We start from the raw sequence: 19,431 nt of genomic DNA on the forward strand, positions 1-19,431 counted from the left end.
GACCGACTAAAGGTCGATTTCTATCTCGCCGTTCGCTTCGGCGGCACGCGACTGGCACAGAATGATATTGTTGTCCCGTTGCGCCCGTGACAGGACAAAATCCCGATGTTCGACGTTGCCTCCGAGCAGACCGCATTTACACACACCACAGATGCCATCAGCGCATTTCAGGTCAATGCTGTAGCCATGCTCGATCAGCACGTCCGCTGCAGATTTGTCTGCTGGGACTTCAAGCAGGCGCCCGGTCTTTGCCAAGCGTAACGTGAAGGGATGGTTCACGTAATCGGGCTGCTCGGGCACTGCAAAGTATTCCAGATGACGCGCGTCATCCGGGATTCCAGCATGCTCCGCTGCATCCATGACACTTTCCATGTAAGCAGGTGCGCCGCAGGTGTAGACATGTGTGCCAGCCGGAAAAGCCGCTAAAGCCGCAAAGAGATCAACGCGCGTTCCTTCATCTGTTACGTGTAACTTCAGGCGGTCTGCCCAGGGGCTGGCCTTTATCTCATCCAGCAAGCCCATCCCGGCGCGCGTTCGCCCAGAATAATGCAGCACAAAATCTCGCCCGTCCCGATGCAATGAATGCGCCATTGCAACAAGCGGGGTGATCCCGATGCCGCCGCCCATGAGGGCGGAGAAGGGTGCGCCGGGATGCAGCGGGAAGTGGTTGATCGGATGAGAAACAAAGACACGTCGGCGGGTCTGAAAAATCCGGTGCATCAGATCTGAACCGCCACGCCCCTGCTTTTCGCGCAGCACGGCGATCTGATAGCGCGACGTGTCGCCGGGATCGCCGCACAACGAATATTGCCGTAAGTATTCTGGTGCCACGACAATATCGAGATGTGCGCCTGCATCCCAAGCGGGCAGTGGACGGCGATCGACACTTTCCAATGTATAGACCATGACGTTTTGCGCTGTTTGCCGTGCTTCGGTCACTTCCACTTCTATCACCGGGCTGTCGGTTGCCGGGGCGGTGCGGTGGATCACACTGTGATCCCCAGCAGCCAGACGCTTGCGGTATTCGTCAGCAGGAATCAACGCGTTATGGGCAGCTATGCCCGCCTCGCGGTCCATCGGGAAAGGATAGGGGTAGGGGTGCGGGGCCAGAGGCGCGGGATACACGGCAAGCGTCTGATCTTTGAAGTCGAGCTTGAGATCTTTTTGCAGATCGCGCCGGTTGACTGGCGTTGAAGTCGGGCGGTAGCCGCCATCCTGTTGTATCTCAAGGTCCCACCACCATTTCTTGACCTTGTTGAGCGACCCGTTCCCGACCGCATCGTCCAACCGCGCCAAAGCCGGTGCAAGTTGCGGCACATTCATCGCCGCCCACCTGAACGGCCTTTCCTTAAAAATTCCTTCGAGGTTCCACGGGCAGGTTTTCATGCAGCGCCCACACATCGCTCCTCCCGGCGTGCTGATGCGGTAGGTCGCGCACTTCTGGCTGTCCGATTTCCAGATTTCGTAGCCGTTAAACATCAGCTTCGGACCTGCCGTGATCGCACCTGACGGGCATTCGCGCGCACATTTGTTACAGGTTTCGCAAAATTTCTGCAGGCCGAAGTCGATGGGTTTGTCATGGGTCATCGGCAAATCGGTGGTGATTGTACCCGATTTCAACCGTGGGCCGAGGTAAGGGTTCAGTATGACCTCTCCAATACGGCTCACCTCGCCAAGGCCGGACAGGAGCAACAATGGCGGCTGCAAGACTTCGCCGTCCATGACAGTGTGCGCTTTGGCGCTGTAGCCGAGGTTGCGGATTTGTTTCGCGACAACTCCACCAATAAGGGAAAATCGCAAGTAGGCACGCATGGACTGCGCCACTGCGATCCAGTCGTCGCCCGAAGACCCCTCCATCGTTTCGTAGCCTTGGTCGACGATCATGTTGATGGCTTGATCGTGGGGCGGATCAATTGGTGCGCCTTTGGCATCATGGCTGTACCATGCCCACGGCGGACACCTTGAAATGCCAACGGCATCAATCCCAAGCCAATAGGAAGTGGCCTTGACCAGTTCGGCGGCGGTGTCCGGATCAAGCCGCGTTTTTTTACGCGCCGTGTCGCCGTCTTGTAGCAGAACAAACGCACCAAGCGCGCGGCGCTGTGCCATTGAGGGTGCCGCCTTGCGCACGTAGTGACCGCCCCGCGCGCTGTCTTGCAGTTTCTTACCCATGTCGCCGAACTGAACCCGCGCGAACATGTCCGTACGCTTGGGGACGCGGGCGACGTTCGGCTCGTCAATATAGGTCGTCGGTGTCTCTACCCGTTTCAGGTTTTCGAAAGGGTGCGCGCCGTCTACGAACCTGCGTTTTGCGAAAGGCACCGCATTGCTCGCGTTCTTGACAGATCGGGTTCCCAGCCGCCACGCGGCGCCAAATGCTTTGGCCGGTTGTGCACGCATGGGTGCCAAAGGCCGATCAGGGTTGAAATCAAACGTTGTTGTGACTGCAGCCAACCCAAACCTCTGACCGATATAGGGGTGGCTGAGGCGGTCGTCCTCTACAGTCGCTAGTCCGGCGGCGACAGCCAGCCTGCCCAAATCAACATCTGAGCTGGTAATGGTATGCCCCCGCGACGGGTAGCCGAGCAGCCGAAGGTAATTGGCCAGCACAATGGCGGTTTCAGCGGCAAGCAACCCCGCCCGGTGGGCGTCGGCGTTTTTGATCCAGTCGGTGCCCGGTTCTGAATCATGCGGTGCGCGCGGGTTTTCGTAAAGCAGAACAAGCACATGTGTGTGTCCGACGATAGACGTCGGCGGCGCTTCCATCGACTCCTTGAGATCCGCCATAATCACGTCGATGCCGGACGCCAATGATTTGGTCTGCCGTGTTTTGAGGTCATTGGCCAGTTTGGCGACATCCGGATTCGCCCTCGGGTCCGGTAAGATGGCCGCTGTTGGCAGCAGGCACGCCCCCATCGCGGCCGCATCAGCAAAGTATCCGAATGCTTTCAGGTGATTGGCCCGCTCTTGCGGGTCTTCGGGCGCTTCTGCCACTGCCTTGTTCACAAGACCATCGCGTATTGCGTCCAGCATTGACTGATGCTCGCGCATCGCGTTGACGATCGACAGTGGATCATGTGCACGGTCAAAAGACAGGTGTGGCATGTCCGGCACCGCGTCTAAATCCGGCATGACATCCACGCGCGCCAGTAATTCGCTGGGGTAGGGTCCTAGGTGGAATGGGCGATCTTTGTTGGAAAAGAACCGTTGCGACATGATGCTTGAAGTCAACCTTTGCACGTCGCCCAAGACGCTGTCGGGAAGCGGATGAGCGAACGCTCCCATAGCTACAGTGCCAGTGGCGGGTTTGACAACCACACGTTCGGTCAATTCTGACAAAGTTCGCATCGGGGATCAGGTGGCAAATCTTCTTGATAGTTACATTTGCAACTATTATCTGCGTGTTACCTGACACAGGAGCACCTGATGAACTCGCCTTTTTCCGACCCGACCCTGACACAAGCGGCAACACCTTTTGGCACGACCGAGGGCTACATGCCGGGCTTTGGCAATGACTTTGAAACCGAAGCCTTGCCGGGGGCGTTGCCGCAGGGCATGAACAGTCCGCAAAAGTGCAACTATGGTCTTTACGGCGAACAGCTTTCCGGGACGGCGTTCACAGCGCCGAGCCATCAGAACGAGCGGACATGGTGTTATCGTATTCGCCCCTCGGTCAAGCACACACACAGGTTTGAAAAGATTAATCTGCCGTATTGGAAATCAGCGCCGCATGTGTTGGACGAAGTAATCAGCCTTGGCCAGTACCGCTGGGACCCCGTGGCCCATGACGATAAGCCCATGACGTGGCTCACGGGCATGCGTACACTGACGACGGCGGGCGACGTAAACACCCAGACGGGAATGGCCAGCCATATCTACCTCGTCACCGAAAGCATGATTGACAGCTATTTCTATTCGGCTGACAGCGAATTGCTTGTCGTGCCGCAAGAGGGACGTTTGCGGTTTTGCACCGAGTTGGGTGTCATCGACGTGGCGCCGCAAGAGATTGCCATTCTGCCGCGTGGTCTGGTTTACCGGGTCGAAGTTATCGAAGGGCCTGCGCGCGGGTTCGTCTGTGAAAACTACGGGCAAAAGTTCGAATTGCCCGGGCGCGGACCGATTGGCGCAAACTGCATGGCAAACCGCCGTGATTTCAAGACGCCTGTCGCCGCTTTCGAAGACCGCGACGCGCCATCTACGGTGACCGTCAAATGGTGCGGTCAGTTCCACCAAACACATATAGGCCACAGCCCGCTCGACGTCGTTGCATGGCATGGCAACTATGCGCCGTGCAAGTATGACCTGAGCACCTATTGTCCAGTCGGGGCGATACTGTTCGATCACCCCGATCCTTCGATCTTTACAGTGCTGACTGCCCCTTCGGGTGTCGAAGGGACTGCAAACATTGATTTTGTACTGTTCCGGGAACGCTGGATGGTGGCAGAGGATACATTCCGCCCACCTTGGTACCACAAGAACGTCATGTCGGAGCTTATGGGCAATATCTATGGCCAATACGACGCAAAGCCCAAAGGCTTTGTTCCAGGCGGCATGAGCCTGCACAATATGATGTTGCCGCACGGGCCCGACAAAAATGCCTTCGAGGGGGCATCCAACGCAGAGCTTGCGCCGCACAAGCTGGACAACACGATGTCCTTTATGTTCGAAACGCGCTTTCCCCAGCACCTCACCATGTTCGCGGCGAACGAAGCGCCGCTGCAAGACGATTACATCGATTGCTGGACCACGCTGGAAAAGAAATTTGACGGGACGCCAGGTAAAAAGTGACGGCGGCGGCACGGCAAATTAAGATTTTTGAAAAGTGGAGCCTTGTCATGGTTGCCGCGCGCGGTGCACGCAAGGTGTCAGAAAGGCGCCCTTTTGCGATGCGTCATGAGTTGCAAGCAACCAACGGATGGGCGAGGGTTGGTATTGGCCTTCAAATATTCGCCTTTCGCGAGAAATAAATTGCCGTTGCGTGAATTTTTCCCTTAGAAATTAGTTAATCATTTTTAAGGATTAGTTAATGACTTACGGGGATAGCCGCACAAACGCATACAAGCAAAAGGCATTTAAACAAGCCCGGTGGAAAGCCAATAAACACAGGGAAACCGGGCTGCCCACTTATAAGAAAAAACAGCTAGATAAATTACGCCAAAGACTGAGCACCGACCGCATCGTCCTTGCGGGAGAGGCTGGATACAACGACGACCGCATGGTGTTTATGCACACCTACCAGCATTACCCGCAGCTGATCGTCTATTGCGAATGCGAAACCGATGTGATCGCCGCGCTGAAGTTTGCAAGAAAATCCAAGCTTCAGGTAGCCGCTAGATCTGGCGGACACTGCACCGCAGGCTATTCGGTTAACGATCAGGTGGTGATCGACACCTCTGGTTTGAACCACGTCATCGTAGACAAAGACCAAAATGAGAATCGGGTCCGTTGCGGCCCCGGGGTGATGTTCCGCAAACTCAATCGGATGCTGGATTACCACCAGTTGCACGTTCCGGGGGGCGGTTGCGAAACAGTAAACGTGGCAGGCTACATGATGGGCGGCGGGTATGGGTTTACCTCCCGGCTTTACGGAATGAATTGTGACCGCGTGGTCGGCGTTCGTCTCGCGCTTGCCGATGGCTGCATTGTCAATGCCAACGAACACGAAAACCAGGATTTGTTCTGGGCTGTTCGAGGTGGCACCGGCAATCAGTTTGGCGTGCTACTAGAGATAACCTACGAAGCAGTGGCGCTGAAAAAGAAGTTTTTCGGCTTCGGGTTGCGTTGGAACATGCATCACGAGCACAAAGACGACATTGCGCGCGTCAGCCGCGTGCTGGAACTGCTTCAGGCCGAGTATTCAAACGGCGATAATGCGCCCGCCAACATGGGGCATCAGGCGCTGTTGATGTATCTGCCGGACGAAAAGCATCCTGATGGCCAGATACCCTGCCTCAGCTTACGCGGTCTTTATGATGGCACGCGGTCCGAAGCACTCGCGGCTCTGGGGCCTTTGATTGATACGCTCAAGGATGTAAGCACAGACTTTGAGATCAATGAAGACAAGCTGCATTATACGCGGCTGAATGAAATCCTGCTGCAAACGGTGCACCCGCCGGGCAATGACATGCCTAACGTGTCTATGAACACGAAACCGTTGGTCGAAGGGTGGCTGATTAATGAACATCATTCAGCGGATCGCTGGCGCACTGTCGTCGAACATTTTCTGAAAGCTCCGGACAAGACCTGCTTTATCGCGATGGAATTCTACGGCGGCAAAATTGCCGAGCCAAAGCCCACAGACATGGCATTCGTGCACCGCGATCCCTCGATCGATATGTTCAGCTGGGCCTTCTGGACATTTGATGCCCACAAGGCAGACACGATTAAATGGCTCGACAAACTCGGCGCGCTGGCGCTTGGGATGGGCAGCGGCAGGCGGTATCAGAATTACCCGCGTCGCGGGACAGAGAATTTTCTAGAAGCGTACTTTGGTGAAAACCTCCCGCGGCTACAGAATATCAAAGCAGAATTCGATCCCGACAATCTTTTTTGGTTTGAGCAAAGCCTCGGACAAAAGCCCAAAAGAAAAAACGAATGCACATCTTCAGAGCATGACGAAAACGAAGCCACGGAGGAAAGCGGCAAATGAGCGAGGAAAAGACATATTGCTGCGATCATGCCGGTGATCAGGCGTGCGCGCCTTGGTGCGGCCGTAGCCTGACGCAAGGTCGGATGCTTGGGATTTATTTTGACCCCCCCATGGCGATTGCCCGTGTAGGTCGCTCAAAAGAGCCAATGCCGGCCTACCGGTGGAAACTGGATGAAAACCCGTCACGCGGTGTGCAGACCATGATCGAGCCTGCGCCAAGCCTTGACGAGGTATCGGTCAAATGCACCGGACATCATCCGTTCACGCTTCGGGTCAAGCACGATGAGGATGTGACCTTCAAGGACAGACATGGCAAGGTCAAACCGGTGGCGCCGTTCTTCGAGCTTTGGGCGCGTGTTCAGGATCCGGACGGGAGTGTTGTCGCCGTCCCGGTGACCGAAGCTTTTTTGACCGAGCGTGGCACCGAGCTCAAACATCTTCAGTTCACAGTAGTCGCCGCAAACCGCAAAGCAGAAAGCCGGACCAAGCTTGCGTCATGTGCAGCAGTCGCGCGTAAGGTGTTTTCAGCCAAGAGTTACAAGACGCATCACCTTGATGCGATCAGCCCCCATACCGAAGATCAGGTTCCTATGGTCCGCGAGGATGCTCCGCTGCCGCTGGGAAAGGTACGGACATATAAGCCGAATTTCGAAGCGCCAAGCTGTGCCACGCGTCTGGACCAGATCCGGGTGCGGTTTATCCCTGGCAAGGGCGACAGTTACGGGCCACCAGAAGCGGGCAAAGCACCCTCTTCGCCGCTGCCGCCAGGGGGCTTCGAGCCGCCGATGACCGAGTATGGGCGCATCCACAAGATGACACGGAAGGAAAACCGTATCCTGAGTTCGGACACGCCGTGGCTGGGATACAACTTCCGCACCGATAATACGCCGAAGTGGCCCACCCCGATGGACAGTTACGACGGAGCGCGGGTTGGGTCTGGCAATAGCTGGGGGCTTATCGACGACACTTGTGATCTCGTGCTGACAGCAGATGTGGCCATCGCCGGCGTCGCGTATCGCGCGCAGGCCCGTGCCATGTCCGGCCCGCCGGATTTCGCGCCCGACAAGCGGCCCATGTACTCGATCCGGGACGAACTGGAAGATCGTGATCTGCCACCCGCAGCGTTGGACCCGGATGAAACACCTGTCGACGTACTTGACCTCTTCCGCCGGATTTTTGAAACCGCCAGCCTGATCAATCTTGACCAGCGTCGGTCGTGGGCGCTCGATGGCAATGCGCAATTGCTTGGTGAACCGGACGAGAACAAGCCGGACTGGGATGAAGGCATCACGCCGCATCTGGGGCCGCGTTCTATGCGCGAAAGCGATAAGCCTTATGCGAATCTGGTGCCTGAATACACGCCCGGGCAGGGCGATACGATAGAGCCGCGCTCCGGCGCGCACGATCGCTTGCCGTACACTCAGGTTGTGCAACAGGTGCACGCACGGATGAGCGACAGCCCCATCCTGCGCGCCTTTATGTTGCGCGATCCCGACAGGGTCAGGCACATGGTCCGGCCACCGTTTGCGCATGTGGCTGAACTGCCCAAAATACCGGGTGTGCAAAAAGCAACGCCTGTCGGTTTTAAAGGCAAAGCCGTGAAAGATATCGCGTTCCGCGACCCCCGCGAGACGATTGACCAGACCTATGACATGCGTATGCCCCCGTACATGCGCCATTCCATGGGTGTACCTCTGTCCATCACGCGGCGTCAGTACGATCAGGTCATGGGATATCTGGACAAGCTGGAAAACGAATGGAAACCCCACGTCACTGGTGCCGACCAAGAGGAGGGAACGAAATGACTGACCCGACTGCAAAAGTACCTGCTACGCCTCTGAATGCTTCCGCACGGGCGGCGGCAGATGGCGCGCCGCGTTATGCCGAGCCGATCTTGGGCAATCCGGTGTCGACCCTTATGGAAAGCGGTGTTGGCAATTGTTTTCCCGGTCTCGAATTTGATCTGCGCCAGCTCGACGTGCGGTTTTTTCCCGGCCTTGTGTTTGAATTCCCCGGTGTCACACCGGCAGGCCCGGATGGCACGCAGGGTGCTCGGTTACTCTATGCCGACCCGGGTGGTGATCCGATCATCGCAGATCACTATACCAAAGACGGGCCGGAATGGATTACCGCACTCAAACGGCAATATGCGGGGCCCGAGGGCGCGGCCTTGGGGGATGGGACGTGGTATTTGCATTTCGTCGAACAGGGCGGAAAGCGGATCATGCTTTATGACTATTCGCTCTACCAAAATGCGGCCAGCCTCGTGCCCTACGAAGGCGAGACGGCGTGGTGGATTATCCGCCTGATTGAACCGGAAACGCCACTGACCATTGCGCTGACGCAACGCGGCGAGGATGGGTCGCCAAGTGGACAACCCGTAGTGCTGCACGGTCGCCGCCGGATGTACCTGAACGAGGAAGGTATGATTGACCCAGTTTACCATCCGGGCGAATTGACCTCTTCAATGTGTAGCCCTTGGACGCATGACTTTCGGGATTGCGCCTGTCACTATTGGGCATCAAACCACCCAGACGTCGTATTGGGCGAGGTGGAAGATCCTCAGCTTCCCAACAGCACCAGCCAAGCGGATGCCGCGCAGGCAGTTACATTTATTGACTGGATGCGCCGGAGGCATCTGCCGCTCAAGGATGTGTCCGCCCAGACAACCTTGGAGAAGGCGCGACCTGACCGGTATGACCCTTACGAGATCAACCTGCATTGGGAAGAACTGGATTTCGTCGTACAGGGGCAGGAAGCCAAATGCACGAAACAGCATCACCCGAGGATACCTGTTGATCCCTACGAATCCACCAAGGCTGTCGTTGATGATCTCAAGAAACTTGCCGGTATGGAACTCACACTCGCATTTGAGTATCTTTACGCCTACTTCAGTTTGCGAGAGCCAGGCGAAGTTTCCATAGAAGAAGAAGCAAAGTGGCCCGGACTTTCAGAGGACCTGCGCGGCGCACGCCAGTTGATCCTTTCCGTTGCTCTAAGCGAAATGACCCATTTGCGTTGGGTCAACCAGACCCTATGGCTAATACATAGGACCAAGCCGGAAATCGACGGCAAAAAATGGACCTACAAGCCATGCCTTGTTGCGTCAAAGACAATCGATGAACCGGATCCCTCGAAAGACAACGCCGAACGCACACGCGATCGGCGCTTGGAACCTGCCACACTGAAGAACTTGGAGAACTTCGAGGATATTGAACGCCCCGGCTCGTTTCTTGATACCGAGTACATCAAGCTGGTGGATTATCTCCGCAAAAACCACTCGGAGTTTACCGAAGGGTTGTTTCAGCTTGCCGTGCGCATTGACAGCGATGGCATGCAGCATTTCCAGAAATTCAAGGACGTGCGGCAATTCTTGGGGAACTACCCCGAAGACGTGTTCCTACGCGACATCAAAGTTGCAAAAGTCGCAGAGATCACCGACGAGGATTTGAAAAATCAAGTGCTTTCAGCGCTCAGACTGATTGAGTCCGCGTTGGCCGAGTTGCATGACGCCTATCTGATCGAAGCAGTTGCCGGAGACATGGTAAAGGCCAACGCACATATCAAACGCGCTCGTGATGACATGCATGCCTTGTCCGATGTCGCGCTTGAACTTGCCAGAAAAGGCGTTGGCGTTCCGCTCTTTGACGTGTTCGAGATGCCGTCGTGAATGTGCCGCTGAATACATGGCCAAGTGGATTGGCGCATGTTGCGGGCGATATTGCATTGATCGCGGAAACCGCGGCCGTCTATCGGGTAAGTTCCGGCGATGCTGTGCGGTTGGCTGACGCGCTGTCTTCGGGTGACCTTGCTGCTGTACCTGAATTGGAACGGCTGGGGCTCCATGCACCTGGTGTTGGCGCGCCCCCCGCTGTTTCGGTTGAACCGATCCGCGCATTGGCATTGACCGTGTCGCAGACGTGCAATCTGGCCTGCGGATATTGCTATGCCGCGGGGGGCAGCTTTGGTGGCGCCGACACACGTATGACGTGGCAGGTCGCGAAACGTGCAATAGATCAGTTACTGGAAAATACAATCCCCGGTGCGGGTGCCAAAATTGCGTTCATGGGTGGGGAACCGATGGTGGCGCGTGAACTGATCCGCCGCGCCGTCGACTACGCCAACACGCGTGCGGCAGCGCGGGCGATCCGCGTCGGATATTCGCTGACGACCAATGGCACGCTACTTTCCCCTCAGGATGCAGCGTTTTTCGCCGAGCACCATTTTGCGGTGACGGTCAGTCTGGACGGTGGGCGGGACGTAAATGACCGATTGCGGCCCGACAGGGCAGGCAAAGGGAGTTTCGACCGGGTTGCTGCGCGCATCGCGCCGCTTTTCGAACATCGCGACCGGCTTTCTTTGGGTGCGCGGGTGACTGTCACTCCGTATAATCTGGACTTGCCATCGGTGGTACAAGACTTGTCGGATCTTGGCTTTTCCAGCGTTGGCGTCTCGCCAATGATATCCTCGCCGACAGGCAAAGGGGCACTTGCCGGGGCTGACTTTGAAAAACTTTTGCAGGGCATGACGGACTGCGGCGATGCGTGGCTGGCCGCGATGGCAGAAGGCCGTTCGCACGCCTTTGCCAATCTGGCGACCGTTCTGAGCGAAATTCATCGCGGCACCCCGCGCAGTCATGGCTGTGGCGCTGCGCGCGACTATCTCGCGGTGGATGCCGAAGGTGAATATTCGGCTTGCCATCGGTTCGTCAAAGATCCTCTTGGCGCTATGGGCACACTCGAGTCTGGCCCCGACCCTGTCGCGCGCAAGTCGTTCCTCCAAGACCGTAGCGTAGAGCGTCAATCACCCTGCACATCATGCTGGGCACGCCGCCTATGCGGGGGCGGATGCCACCAAGAAGTGTTACATGCCGGGCGACCTGCCTGTGAGTTTGTAAGGGGTTGGCTGGATTACGGGTTACGCGCCTACGGGCGCATGATTGACACCCACCCAGAGTGGTTTGATGCACAAGCCTGACGTGACCGTTGCAGTGTTGGGGGCAGGGCCGGCCGGTCTGGTGGCGGCCCGCTCTCTTGCCGCCGTGGGTGTAGATGTTGCGATTGTTGATGGCGGTGCCCCCGCAGGCCGGCACGGAATTGAAAGCTTTCCCGCCTCTGGCGCGCCGCTGGCAGCAGAAATCGGGATGTTGGAGCTTTTGTGCAGTGTCAGCGACGGCCCTGCGGCATCCATGCATTTGTCGTGGCGGGATGCCACTGAACAAAGGATCTTCGAGGGGGAGGGGCCGCTTCTTCTGGATCGGGAGGCAATGCATGCGGCCTTGCGGCAGGATGCCATAACAAAGGGGTGCCGGTTGATAGCGTCCCGGGTGCGCGAGGTCCGCTCGGACCGGCTGGGCGCCGACGTGTTGCTTGAGACCGGCAGATTAACTGCCGAACTGGTCATCGATGCGCGAGGTCGCGTGGCCCGCGCGCATGCCGGCGACGACCTCGTCGCGCTGCCGTTTCAGGCAATGGCGCATGAGAACCCGCATAAAATGTTTCTCGAAGCGCAGGCAGATGGCTGGCTTTGGGCGGCCAGTACACCGGGCGACAGGCTGCACGGCGCTGTTTTCTTGGCGAGCAACATGCTGGCAGGAACGACCCAAGAAACCCGCAATGGCCTTGTGGCTGCCGCGCTGTCTGGGATGCGGCTGGTTTCAGGCGCGCAGCTGCATCAGATGGGGAGACCTGTCGCCGCTGGATTTTCAGCCGCCGATGAACCTGTCGCTGCGGCGCGCCACATACTAATCGGCGACGCCGCGATAGCGCGCGATCCGATTGCGTCACATGGGGTTGTTCACGCCATACGCAGTGGCGTTCAGGCGGCGGTTGCCGCTTGCACCATCCTCGACAAGCAGACAGACAGCAGAGCGGCGCTGGCGTTTCTGCGCCACAAGCATTCCCAGACTGTGCAGGCCGCTCGCATTGCAACCGACGCGGCTTATGCTGATCAATCTTTGCATGACAGTGCATTCTGGCGCCAACGTCGAAAAGAGCTTGTGCGCTCCGCGCCTGCGAATACCTCGGATGTGGTGCCAGTGGCGATTGAATTGACGCGTGCACCGGTTCTGAATGAAGACCGCATCCGGTGGGCACCGGCCATCGCATTGCCAGAGACCTCGGATTTCTTCATCGCTCATGGGACGATCAAAGCGGTGGACGTGGCAGCAGCAAGCCGCCCTGCGGCGTCACTGGAAACGATCGCCAAGCGACTGGCGCGAACGCATAACATCCGCTGCGTCGCAGATGTCATCGAAACACTTTGTGCGGGAGGTGCACTTCCTCAAGCGGGCGTCGCTGCCTGAAGCAAGCTGCGCGCACGCGTCACGTCCCATCCGCGATCTGTGCAAGCCATGGCGTTCAGCGCATTTTCCACCAGTCCACGGCTTGTGGCATCAGCGGTGGCTTCCACCATATCGCACGCCACGCGCAACGAAAGGCTAAAGGCGCCTGCATCATTCGCGGACTTCAAAGCGCGCTTGCGCAGCGATTGTGCTTCTTCCGCCGCGCCTTTTGCATCACTGACCCGGGCGCGCATGCGCAACAGCTCAGGGCTGGTCCAAGTCTCGCCTGTGTAGGATTCAGCCTTTGTGCCCTCGGCCAGTATCTTTTCCGCGGCAGCGACGTCGTCACATCGCAGGTAGACATCGGCCATAAGCGACGCCACCAGAGGGCTATAGTTGAATGGGTTCACCTCGCGAAACTCTTTCAGCCGTGCTTTCAGCTCGATCAGGTCATCGCCATCCGGAGCGTGTGGTTGCCGGCACAGCTGCGTCGCAAACGGAAAGAACAGACCCGCCGCACGCATCACGCGAATGTCGAACTTTTCGCCCAGTTCGACGGCCTCCGCCCCGATGGTATTCAGTGCCGATCCCTCACGAGCAAGACCGCCCAGCAAAACACGGAATGCCATGGCCTGTGCTAGCGAGTGTGCATGTCCGATCTCGCGAGAGTGACTGATGGAAAAGCGGCTGAAGTGTTGTGATCGTTCGAGATCTCCGATCAGCCAATGTGACATCGACAGGAACGCTGCGCAAATTTCCGCATGGTCATATCCATGCGCATGGGCCAGCGGCAAATGTTCTTGCTTGTCGTACTGGTCAAGCGCCTTTGTCAGGTTCGCGATAGCGGTGCGATAGTCGCTGCGGTGAAAGGCAACCGCTCCGATGGCGCGGGTGCCGATCATTTCAAACGTTTTGCTCTGGCTGCGTTGCGCGGTTTCAAGCAATGCCTGCGCATAGTCTTCGGCCACCGGGTAATCGGCGCGCACAAGTGCATGCGCATAAAGCCCATTAAGCGCGAGCAACTCGGTCGGGCTGTCACCCAATTCGCGGGCAAGCTGAACTGCGGCCTGCCCCAAAGTGGCGGAGCGGTCGGTTGCGATACCAAAGCGAGACCGCTCTACCGACGCGAGCCCCGTGATAGCGCGCAGACGCATCTGGCGGACCGCAAATGCATCCGGCAAGCGCGTCAGGGCAGCATCGGCCATTTCAAGAAAATGCCCCGCTTCGATGAGCGCTGATTGTTTGAGCAGGCTTTCGCCAGCGTTGAGCGCGTGCACAGCCGCGTGATCCCAATCGCGAGCCGCCTGTGCATGAATTGCCAGAATATCCGGGCGCGTGGACCGAAGGCTGGGGTCGAGAGCATTAAGGGCGGAGTATGCCGCGCCGTGCAACTGCGTCCGCGATGCGCCGGTGATTTGTTCATAGACCACATCGCGATACACTTGGTGCGCGATGGCGACCATTTCGTCGTGGCCCTCGGCCCGTTTGGTAATCAGACCGGCCTGCGCCAACGCGGACAGCGCGGGAAAGACGCCCTCAACATCCGTCCCCAGTACGGCAGCCAGCAACGCATGATTGGCAGGCGTGTTCAGGATCGCCAGCGCCTCGACGACTCCACGACCGGCGCGAATGCCGTCGAGCCGCTTTGAAACGGATTCGTAGATCGTATAGGGGACCTCGACCGTCTCTCCCATCTGAGCGCTTGGCATTTGTGATTGCGCGCGCGCGAGGGTTTCAAGCATCAAAGGGTTGCCGCCGGAGTGATCGAGAATGTTCGCCTTCACCACCTGTGGCACAGGGTGGTTTTTGAAGACAGCGTTCAGGACTTTCTCGGCGTCATCGTCAAGCAGCGGAGACAGCGTGATCGTTTCCTGATCAGGAAGCTCCTGCCAGATTGCACCGTCAGCGTCGCGTGCTGTAGCGATCATGAACAAGGCCGCGCCGGTATCGCGCGCGTAATCCGCCGCGCGCGTCAGCAACTCGCGTGTCGTATCGTCTACCCACTGCGCATTATCAAGCACGACCAGCGTCGGGCCATCCGCGCCTTGGGTGATCCAACGGACCAGCAAGTCGAGTATGTTTTGACGATCTTTCAGCGACACGGCTGTGTCGCCCATGGCGCCATCTGCAAGCCCGAGGAAACGTGCGGTTACCTGTACCAACGCCGGTTCCGCGTCGCGCAGTACCCGCGTCAAGGCATTTGGGTCGTCTTTATCGCCTACCAGCGACTGAAACATCTTTGCCAAAGGCCGCAAGGGCGACTTGGCCGTCATCGCCGTTGCTTGTAATTGCAGCAGTCGGGTGCGCGGCGTCGTTTGGGTTGCCACAAAATGTTGCACCAGCGTCGATTTGCCGATGCCTGCCTCACCAAGAATGGTCAGCGTACCTGGGCTGCCGGTCTGTGCCCGCGTCCAGAATTGGTGCAGGATTGCGATTTGAGGTGCCCTGCCAACCAGTTCAACCTGGCTTTGCGGTCCGGTCGCGGTGTTCTGCAGGCCAAGCAGGTGGTACACCTCTACGCCGGCGGGCAACCCCTTGAGATCATGGCGTTCGACATCGGCGTACTGGATCACGTGTCGCGTCAATTCCTGGGTCTTCTGGTCAACCGCAATGGATTGAGGATTTGCCACCGTCTGCAACCGTGCGGCGCGGTTCACGACCGGGCCGACCAACCGCAAATGTTCTCCGATCAATTTGTCGTCAGTCTGCCCGACGGCGGCCTGTCCTGTGGCGATCCCGATCCTTGTTGCGATCCGAATGGGGTCATGTCCTTCAAATTGAACCACATTCTCGACCAGTGCGTTTTGCAACGCCTGCGCGGCTTCTACGCATCTTTCGGCAAAACCTTCCAGCGCTGTGGGATATCCAAACAGGATGATGACCCCGTCGCCCTGTGTGCCCACCACGTGACCGTTATGCCGTTGAGCAATGTCATGCGCCACGTCATAATAATGCTGAAGCAGGCTTTGCATCTCGTCGATGTTCAGGCGCTCTCCCAATTGAGTCGAGCCGACCATATCGCAAAACATCACGCTCAATCGGCGCAATTGGATGGGAACTTCGCCCATGTCACCGCTCTGCGGCGTTTGCGTGTCAGGCTCTGCAATCTTTCTCAACGCAGCCGCAAGTTTCTTGCGCTGACCTATTGTCAGTCCAAGTTCCTTGAGGTCGTCGCGGTCAAGCTGCGGGAGCAACAAAAGGTCGATATCTTCGGCAACGAATCTTTCCACGATATCGCCCAGCCCCGCACGACGCAGGAAATCGGAAATATCGTTTGCCGATCCGCTCATGAAATTCGAATGTCTCGCCCAGGTGCTGGGAAACTTACTGTCCCCGCAGCAGTGTACACCACTTTGGCCTTCAAAAGCCAAGAGTTAGGGCGCGTCGTGTCGTCTCAGCGCCTATTTATTATGAATTTATAGCCAGTTGAGCATCTTTAGTGTTGGTGCGAGGCGTTTTTTACCCGGCTGGCGAGCTTTCGGGCAGAAGCCGCAACCAGCCCTTGTTCACGACTGTTTTGCCGCGCTGACCAAATATCTTTAAGGCGATTGCAAGGTCTCAAAGAACACGCGCCATTCCGGTGAAAGCGCTTCGAGAGAAACGAGCTTGGCCAATTGCTCCGCGCTTGCGGTCCGGTCCAATCGGGCCCGCGTTGCGTCCCGCACTGAAATCAGGTCGTCGCACCGGTCCAAAAGTGTCATTTTCTGCCCTTGAGATACCAAACCTTCCTCCAACACGCGCAAATACCACCCTGTGCGACCGGATTTGTGGAAACGGTATGCCATCTTTTCCTGACCGGTGTGGGCGCTGAGTTTCCAGCAAGGCTGACGCCCCTGACTGACTTGGACCAAAGCGGTGCCCAACCGGAAAATATCACCGATGCAAACTGTGTCCTCTGTCAGGCCTTGCGTCGAGATGTTTTCACCGAAAGCCGAAGGGCGCGTACCCTTTGGGATTAAACCTTCTTTCTGCCACGCCGGATAATGTTCAGCGGGGTACTGGTGCAATGCTTTGTCAGCGCCACCATGCGCGTCAAGATCGGCCTGCGCATCGCTGGCAAGTCCCGTGCAGGTCACCAACTGCTCTCCCTCGGCTGGGGTTTTATGGATCGCCGAAGGTGGTCGGCCTTCCCAATGCTGGGCGACGGCCCCGCTGAAGAGGCCAAGCACCGTCCAGGTTTGTTCCATGATCCGCCCTGCGCTCGTTTTTTGTGACAATTTCCCAATAAGCTGGCAGAAGCGGCGAACTGCGTAAACCTCGAAGCTGTGAAAGCCACCTCGACCCGGTCCAATGGTGCACCGTAGCAGGCAACGTGGCCCACAGCTGCCGGTGGATTTCTCATTCAAATATCCGAGTGAGCTGTTTCACAAACACTCACATTTCTCTTCATCATCATTACCAAGAAATTTCGGTGCATTTTCAAAAGAGCTGTCATCTATGGGCGAGCAACGCGACCTGCATCACCAAATCCCACTTGGTTTTCGCAGAAATGTCCGCCGCAGCCAAAGCGATTTGCCATCTAGGCAATGCGACTGACGACATTCAGGAACTGTCAAAGGGCGCCGAGAGGATCGAGACACTGGTTGAATCCCTCTTTGATTTTATTGGTCCGCTAGGCATGTTGCCACTTACACGATCCATCGCGCGCGAAATGCAGGACGTCATCTAAAAGGCGGCAAACCGTGCCGAAGATATCCGTGTGAACAATGAGCAAGTATCTGATATTATGATTAAAGTCGGCAAGGGCACTCACCGTGCTCAAGAACTTCTTGAAGCATTCCAGCGTCAATCTGGGTCAAGATGTGACCGATGACGAAATGGCTTTCACCTTAATCGAAAATACCAATTGTTCGCTGGCCCCATAGGCAACCAGCTGTCCAGACAAATCTCACGCGGTCGAGGCAGATATCGAGGCGAAAATGCAGTCACTGATCACCCTGTTCCCGCAAGTGCTGGTGGATTCGTCACTGACATCCACGATCTGTTCGTTTTGTCAGACGTATTTGGCAACGACACTGTCACGGATTTCGAAATTGACGATAATGCCGAAGTTCCAGTCAACTCTTCCCACTCGCCTGTCCGCTTTACCGCTGACTGTCACGGGATCGAAGCGACACGTCTCAGCGCAGTCGCTGGTGCCGTCTTGTTTGTTGATGGTGACGATAGCATCTTGATCGCTAGGGCGCCGCTTTCGGCCTGAATACGTTTGCCTCGTGGTCTGAAATCGCACCGGATCATCAAGCTCAAATTATTGTCTCTGAATTCGGCGGAAACGCGCGCAAATTACCTTATTGTCAGCGTTCGTGCGCTTATGAACGCGGAATGTCACATTCCGGGGCTTTTCTTGCCAATGTTAACTTTTATTGACTTCGGGAAAGACAAAAAAAATCCCGGAGCGTTGCCTTGACCACCCAAGCCGAACAGTACCTGCTGGAACTGGTAAACCGTGCCCGACTTGACCCAGAAGCAGAAGCTGACCGTGCAGGCATTGATCTGAACGCAGACCTCAGCGCTGGCACGATATCACCAGATGCGAAACAGGCTTTGGCACCTAACGAAGATCTCGAATATGCCGCGCGTCTGCACACGCAATGGATGCTTGAGGCGGATGTGTTCAGCCACACTGGCGAGAACGGTAGCAGCTTGCGCAACCGCATCGACGCGTCTGATTATGACCTGACCGGCAGTTGGCGTATCGGCGAAAACCTCTCTTGGCGTGGCTCGTCGGGGTCGATCAACCTTGATGATCAGATCGACAGTCACCATGGCGGACTTTTCCTCAGCTCGGGGCACCGAAAAAATATCATGAATGGCAGCTTCCGCGAGATCGGCATCGCGCAAGAAGCGGGCACATTCTATTACGATGGGCGCAACTGGAATTCGTCCATGGTCACTCAGAAATTCGCCAAGTCCGGATCGGATATTTTTATCACCGGCGTGGTCTACGACGACCTTGATCAGGACAATTTCTTTTCGATCGGGGAAGGGCGCTCCGGCGCAGTTTTCAGCGCAGGTGGCAACAGTGATGTTTCGCAGGCCGCGGGCGGCTATGCGGTGGCAATCGCGCCTGCAGAAAGCGTACTGGTGCAGATCAGCTACGGTGGATTTTCCGGCAGCCTCTATGTCGCGCCGGAGGGCGAAAACGCAAAGGTAGATCTGGTCGACAGCTCCAAGGTTATGTTGTCCAAATCCGCAACACTGGTGTCGGGGTTCTCCTCTGCCGAGTTGCTCGGCATCGCAGACCTTGATCTGACTGGCAGCGGTGCGGATGAAGAACTCATCGGCAACCGTGGCAGCAATTCTATCGCCGCTGGTGCGGGTGCGGACCAATTGCTCGGTCACGATGGCGACGATACGCTTGAAGGAGGGCTGGGCGCTGACGTCATGAACGGCGGAAGCGGGTCTGACTGGGCTGTTTACGGGTCTTCTGCGCAGGATATCCGAGTGGACATGCTTTACGGCGGCACGAACACGGGTGAGGCGGCAGGCGATATTCTTG

Annotated in this window: 12 protein-coding genes; 9 read left to right on the forward strand and 3 right to left on the reverse strand. The window is 57.1% G+C overall.

The window, feature by feature from the left end; all coding sequences use genetic code 11:
* Positions 1-6: 6 nt before the first annotated feature.
* A complete protein-coding gene (locus tag AC2D8V_RS20030; protein ID WP_484735384.1) occupies positions 7-3,216 on the reverse strand; it encodes a reductive dehalogenase in 3,210 nt (1,069 codons plus the stop codon).
* Positions 3,217-3,426: 210 nt separating this feature from the next.
* Between AC2D8V_RS20030 and hmgA the strand changes: the two genes are divergently transcribed.
* The 6 genes from hmgA (at position 3,427) to AC2D8V_RS20060 (ending at position 12,953) form a co-directional block, all read left to right on the forward strand.
* Positions 3,427-4,788, forward strand: coding sequence for a homogentisate 1,2-dioxygenase (hmgA, locus tag AC2D8V_RS20035; protein ID WP_484735372.1), 1,362 nt, complete (start codon positions 3,427-3,429; stop codon positions 4,786-4,788).
* 238 nt (positions 4,789-5,026) lie between these two features.
* Entirely contained in the window at positions 5,027-6,649 is a 1,623-nt protein-coding gene (locus tag AC2D8V_RS20040; RefSeq protein WP_484735373.1) for an FAD-binding oxidoreductase, read from the forward strand.
* Positions 6,646-8,454, forward strand: coding sequence for a hypothetical protein (locus AC2D8V_RS20045; RefSeq protein WP_484735374.1), 1,809 nt, complete (start codon positions 6,646-6,648; stop codon positions 8,452-8,454). The genes AC2D8V_RS20040 and AC2D8V_RS20045 overlap by 4 nt, the downstream gene beginning before the upstream one ends.
* Positions 8,451-10,319, forward strand: coding sequence for a ferritin-like domain-containing protein (locus AC2D8V_RS20050; RefSeq protein WP_484735375.1), 1,869 nt, complete (start codon positions 8,451-8,453; stop codon positions 10,317-10,319). The genes AC2D8V_RS20045 and AC2D8V_RS20050 overlap by 4 nt, the downstream gene beginning before the upstream one ends.
* Positions 10,316-11,626 (forward strand): radical SAM protein, encoded by a 1,311-nt coding sequence (locus AC2D8V_RS20055; RefSeq protein WP_484735376.1) that lies wholly within the window; start codon positions 10,316-10,318, stop codon positions 11,624-11,626. Before AC2D8V_RS20050 ends, AC2D8V_RS20055 begins: the two co-directional genes overlap by 4 nt.
* Positions 11,613-12,953 (forward strand): NAD(P)/FAD-dependent oxidoreductase, encoded by a 1,341-nt coding sequence (locus tag AC2D8V_RS20060; RefSeq protein ID WP_484735377.1) that lies wholly within the window; start codon positions 11,613-11,615, stop codon positions 12,951-12,953. Before AC2D8V_RS20055 ends, AC2D8V_RS20060 begins: the two co-directional genes overlap by 14 nt.
* Here the strand turns inward: AC2D8V_RS20060 and AC2D8V_RS20065 are convergent.
* Both AC2D8V_RS20065 and AC2D8V_RS20070 read right to left on the reverse strand, forming a co-directional pair.
* On the reverse strand, positions 12,932-16,222 hold the full coding sequence (locus AC2D8V_RS20065; protein WP_484735378.1) for an ATP-binding protein: 3,291 nt from the start codon (positions 16,220-16,222) through the stop codon (positions 12,932-12,934). The genes AC2D8V_RS20060 and AC2D8V_RS20065 overlap by 22 nt on opposite strands.
* A gap of 249 nt (positions 16,223-16,471) precedes the next feature.
* Entirely contained in the window at positions 16,472-17,119 is a 648-nt protein-coding gene (locus AC2D8V_RS20070) for an MOSC domain-containing protein (RefSeq protein WP_484735379.1), read from the reverse strand.
* A 302-nt stretch (positions 17,120-17,421) separates the two neighbouring features.
* Between AC2D8V_RS20070 and AC2D8V_RS20075 the strand changes: the two genes are divergently transcribed.
* The 3 genes from AC2D8V_RS20075 to AC2D8V_RS20085 form a co-directional block, all read left to right on the forward strand.
* Positions 17,422-17,601, forward strand: a complete 180-nt coding sequence (locus tag AC2D8V_RS20075; protein WP_484735380.1) for a hypothetical protein — start codon at positions 17,422-17,424, stop codon at positions 17,599-17,601.
* Positions 17,602-17,922: 321 nt separating this feature from the next.
* Positions 17,923-18,132 (forward strand): hypothetical protein, encoded by a 210-nt coding sequence (locus tag AC2D8V_RS20080; RefSeq protein ID WP_484735381.1) that lies wholly within the window; start codon positions 17,923-17,925, stop codon positions 18,130-18,132.
* Between the two features lie 203 nt (positions 18,133-18,335).
* A partial coding sequence (locus AC2D8V_RS20085; protein WP_484735382.1) for a CAP domain-containing protein occupies positions 18,336-19,431 on the forward strand: 1,096 nt, incomplete at its 3' end.

Source organism: Roseobacter sp. YIN89, assembly GCF_057219365.1.

Excerpts from the sequence above, each read along its gene's own strand:
- AC2D8V_RS20030 (WP_484735384.1), bottom strand. The coding sequence starts at position 3,216 with ATGTCGCAACGGTTCTTTTCCAACAAAGATCGCCCATTCCACCTAGGA.
- hmgA (WP_484735372.1), top strand. The coding sequence starts at position 3,427 with ATGAACTCGCCTTTTTCCGACCCGACCCTGACACAAGCGGCAACACCT.
- AC2D8V_RS20040 (WP_484735373.1), top strand. The coding sequence starts at position 5,027 with ATGACTTACGGGGATAGCCGCACAAACGCATACAAGCAAAAGGCATTT.
- AC2D8V_RS20045 (WP_484735374.1), top strand. The coding sequence starts at position 6,646 with ATGAGCGAGGAAAAGACATATTGCTGCGATCATGCCGGTGATCAGGCG.
- AC2D8V_RS20050 (WP_484735375.1), top strand. The coding sequence starts at position 8,451 with ATGACTGACCCGACTGCAAAAGTACCTGCTACGCCTCTGAATGCTTCC.
- AC2D8V_RS20060 (WP_484735377.1), top strand. The coding sequence starts at position 11,613 with ATGCACAAGCCTGACGTGACCGTTGCAGTGTTGGGGGCAGGGCCGGCC.
- AC2D8V_RS20065 (WP_484735378.1), bottom strand. The coding sequence starts at position 16,222 with ATGAGCGGATCGGCAAACGATATTTCCGATTTCCTGCGTCGTGCGGGG.
- AC2D8V_RS20070 (WP_484735379.1), bottom strand. The coding sequence starts at position 17,119 with ATGGAACAAACCTGGACGGTGCTTGGCCTCTTCAGCGGGGCCGTCGCC.
- AC2D8V_RS20075 (WP_484735380.1), top strand. The coding sequence starts at position 17,422 with ATGTCCGCCGCAGCCAAAGCGATTTGCCATCTAGGCAATGCGACTGAC.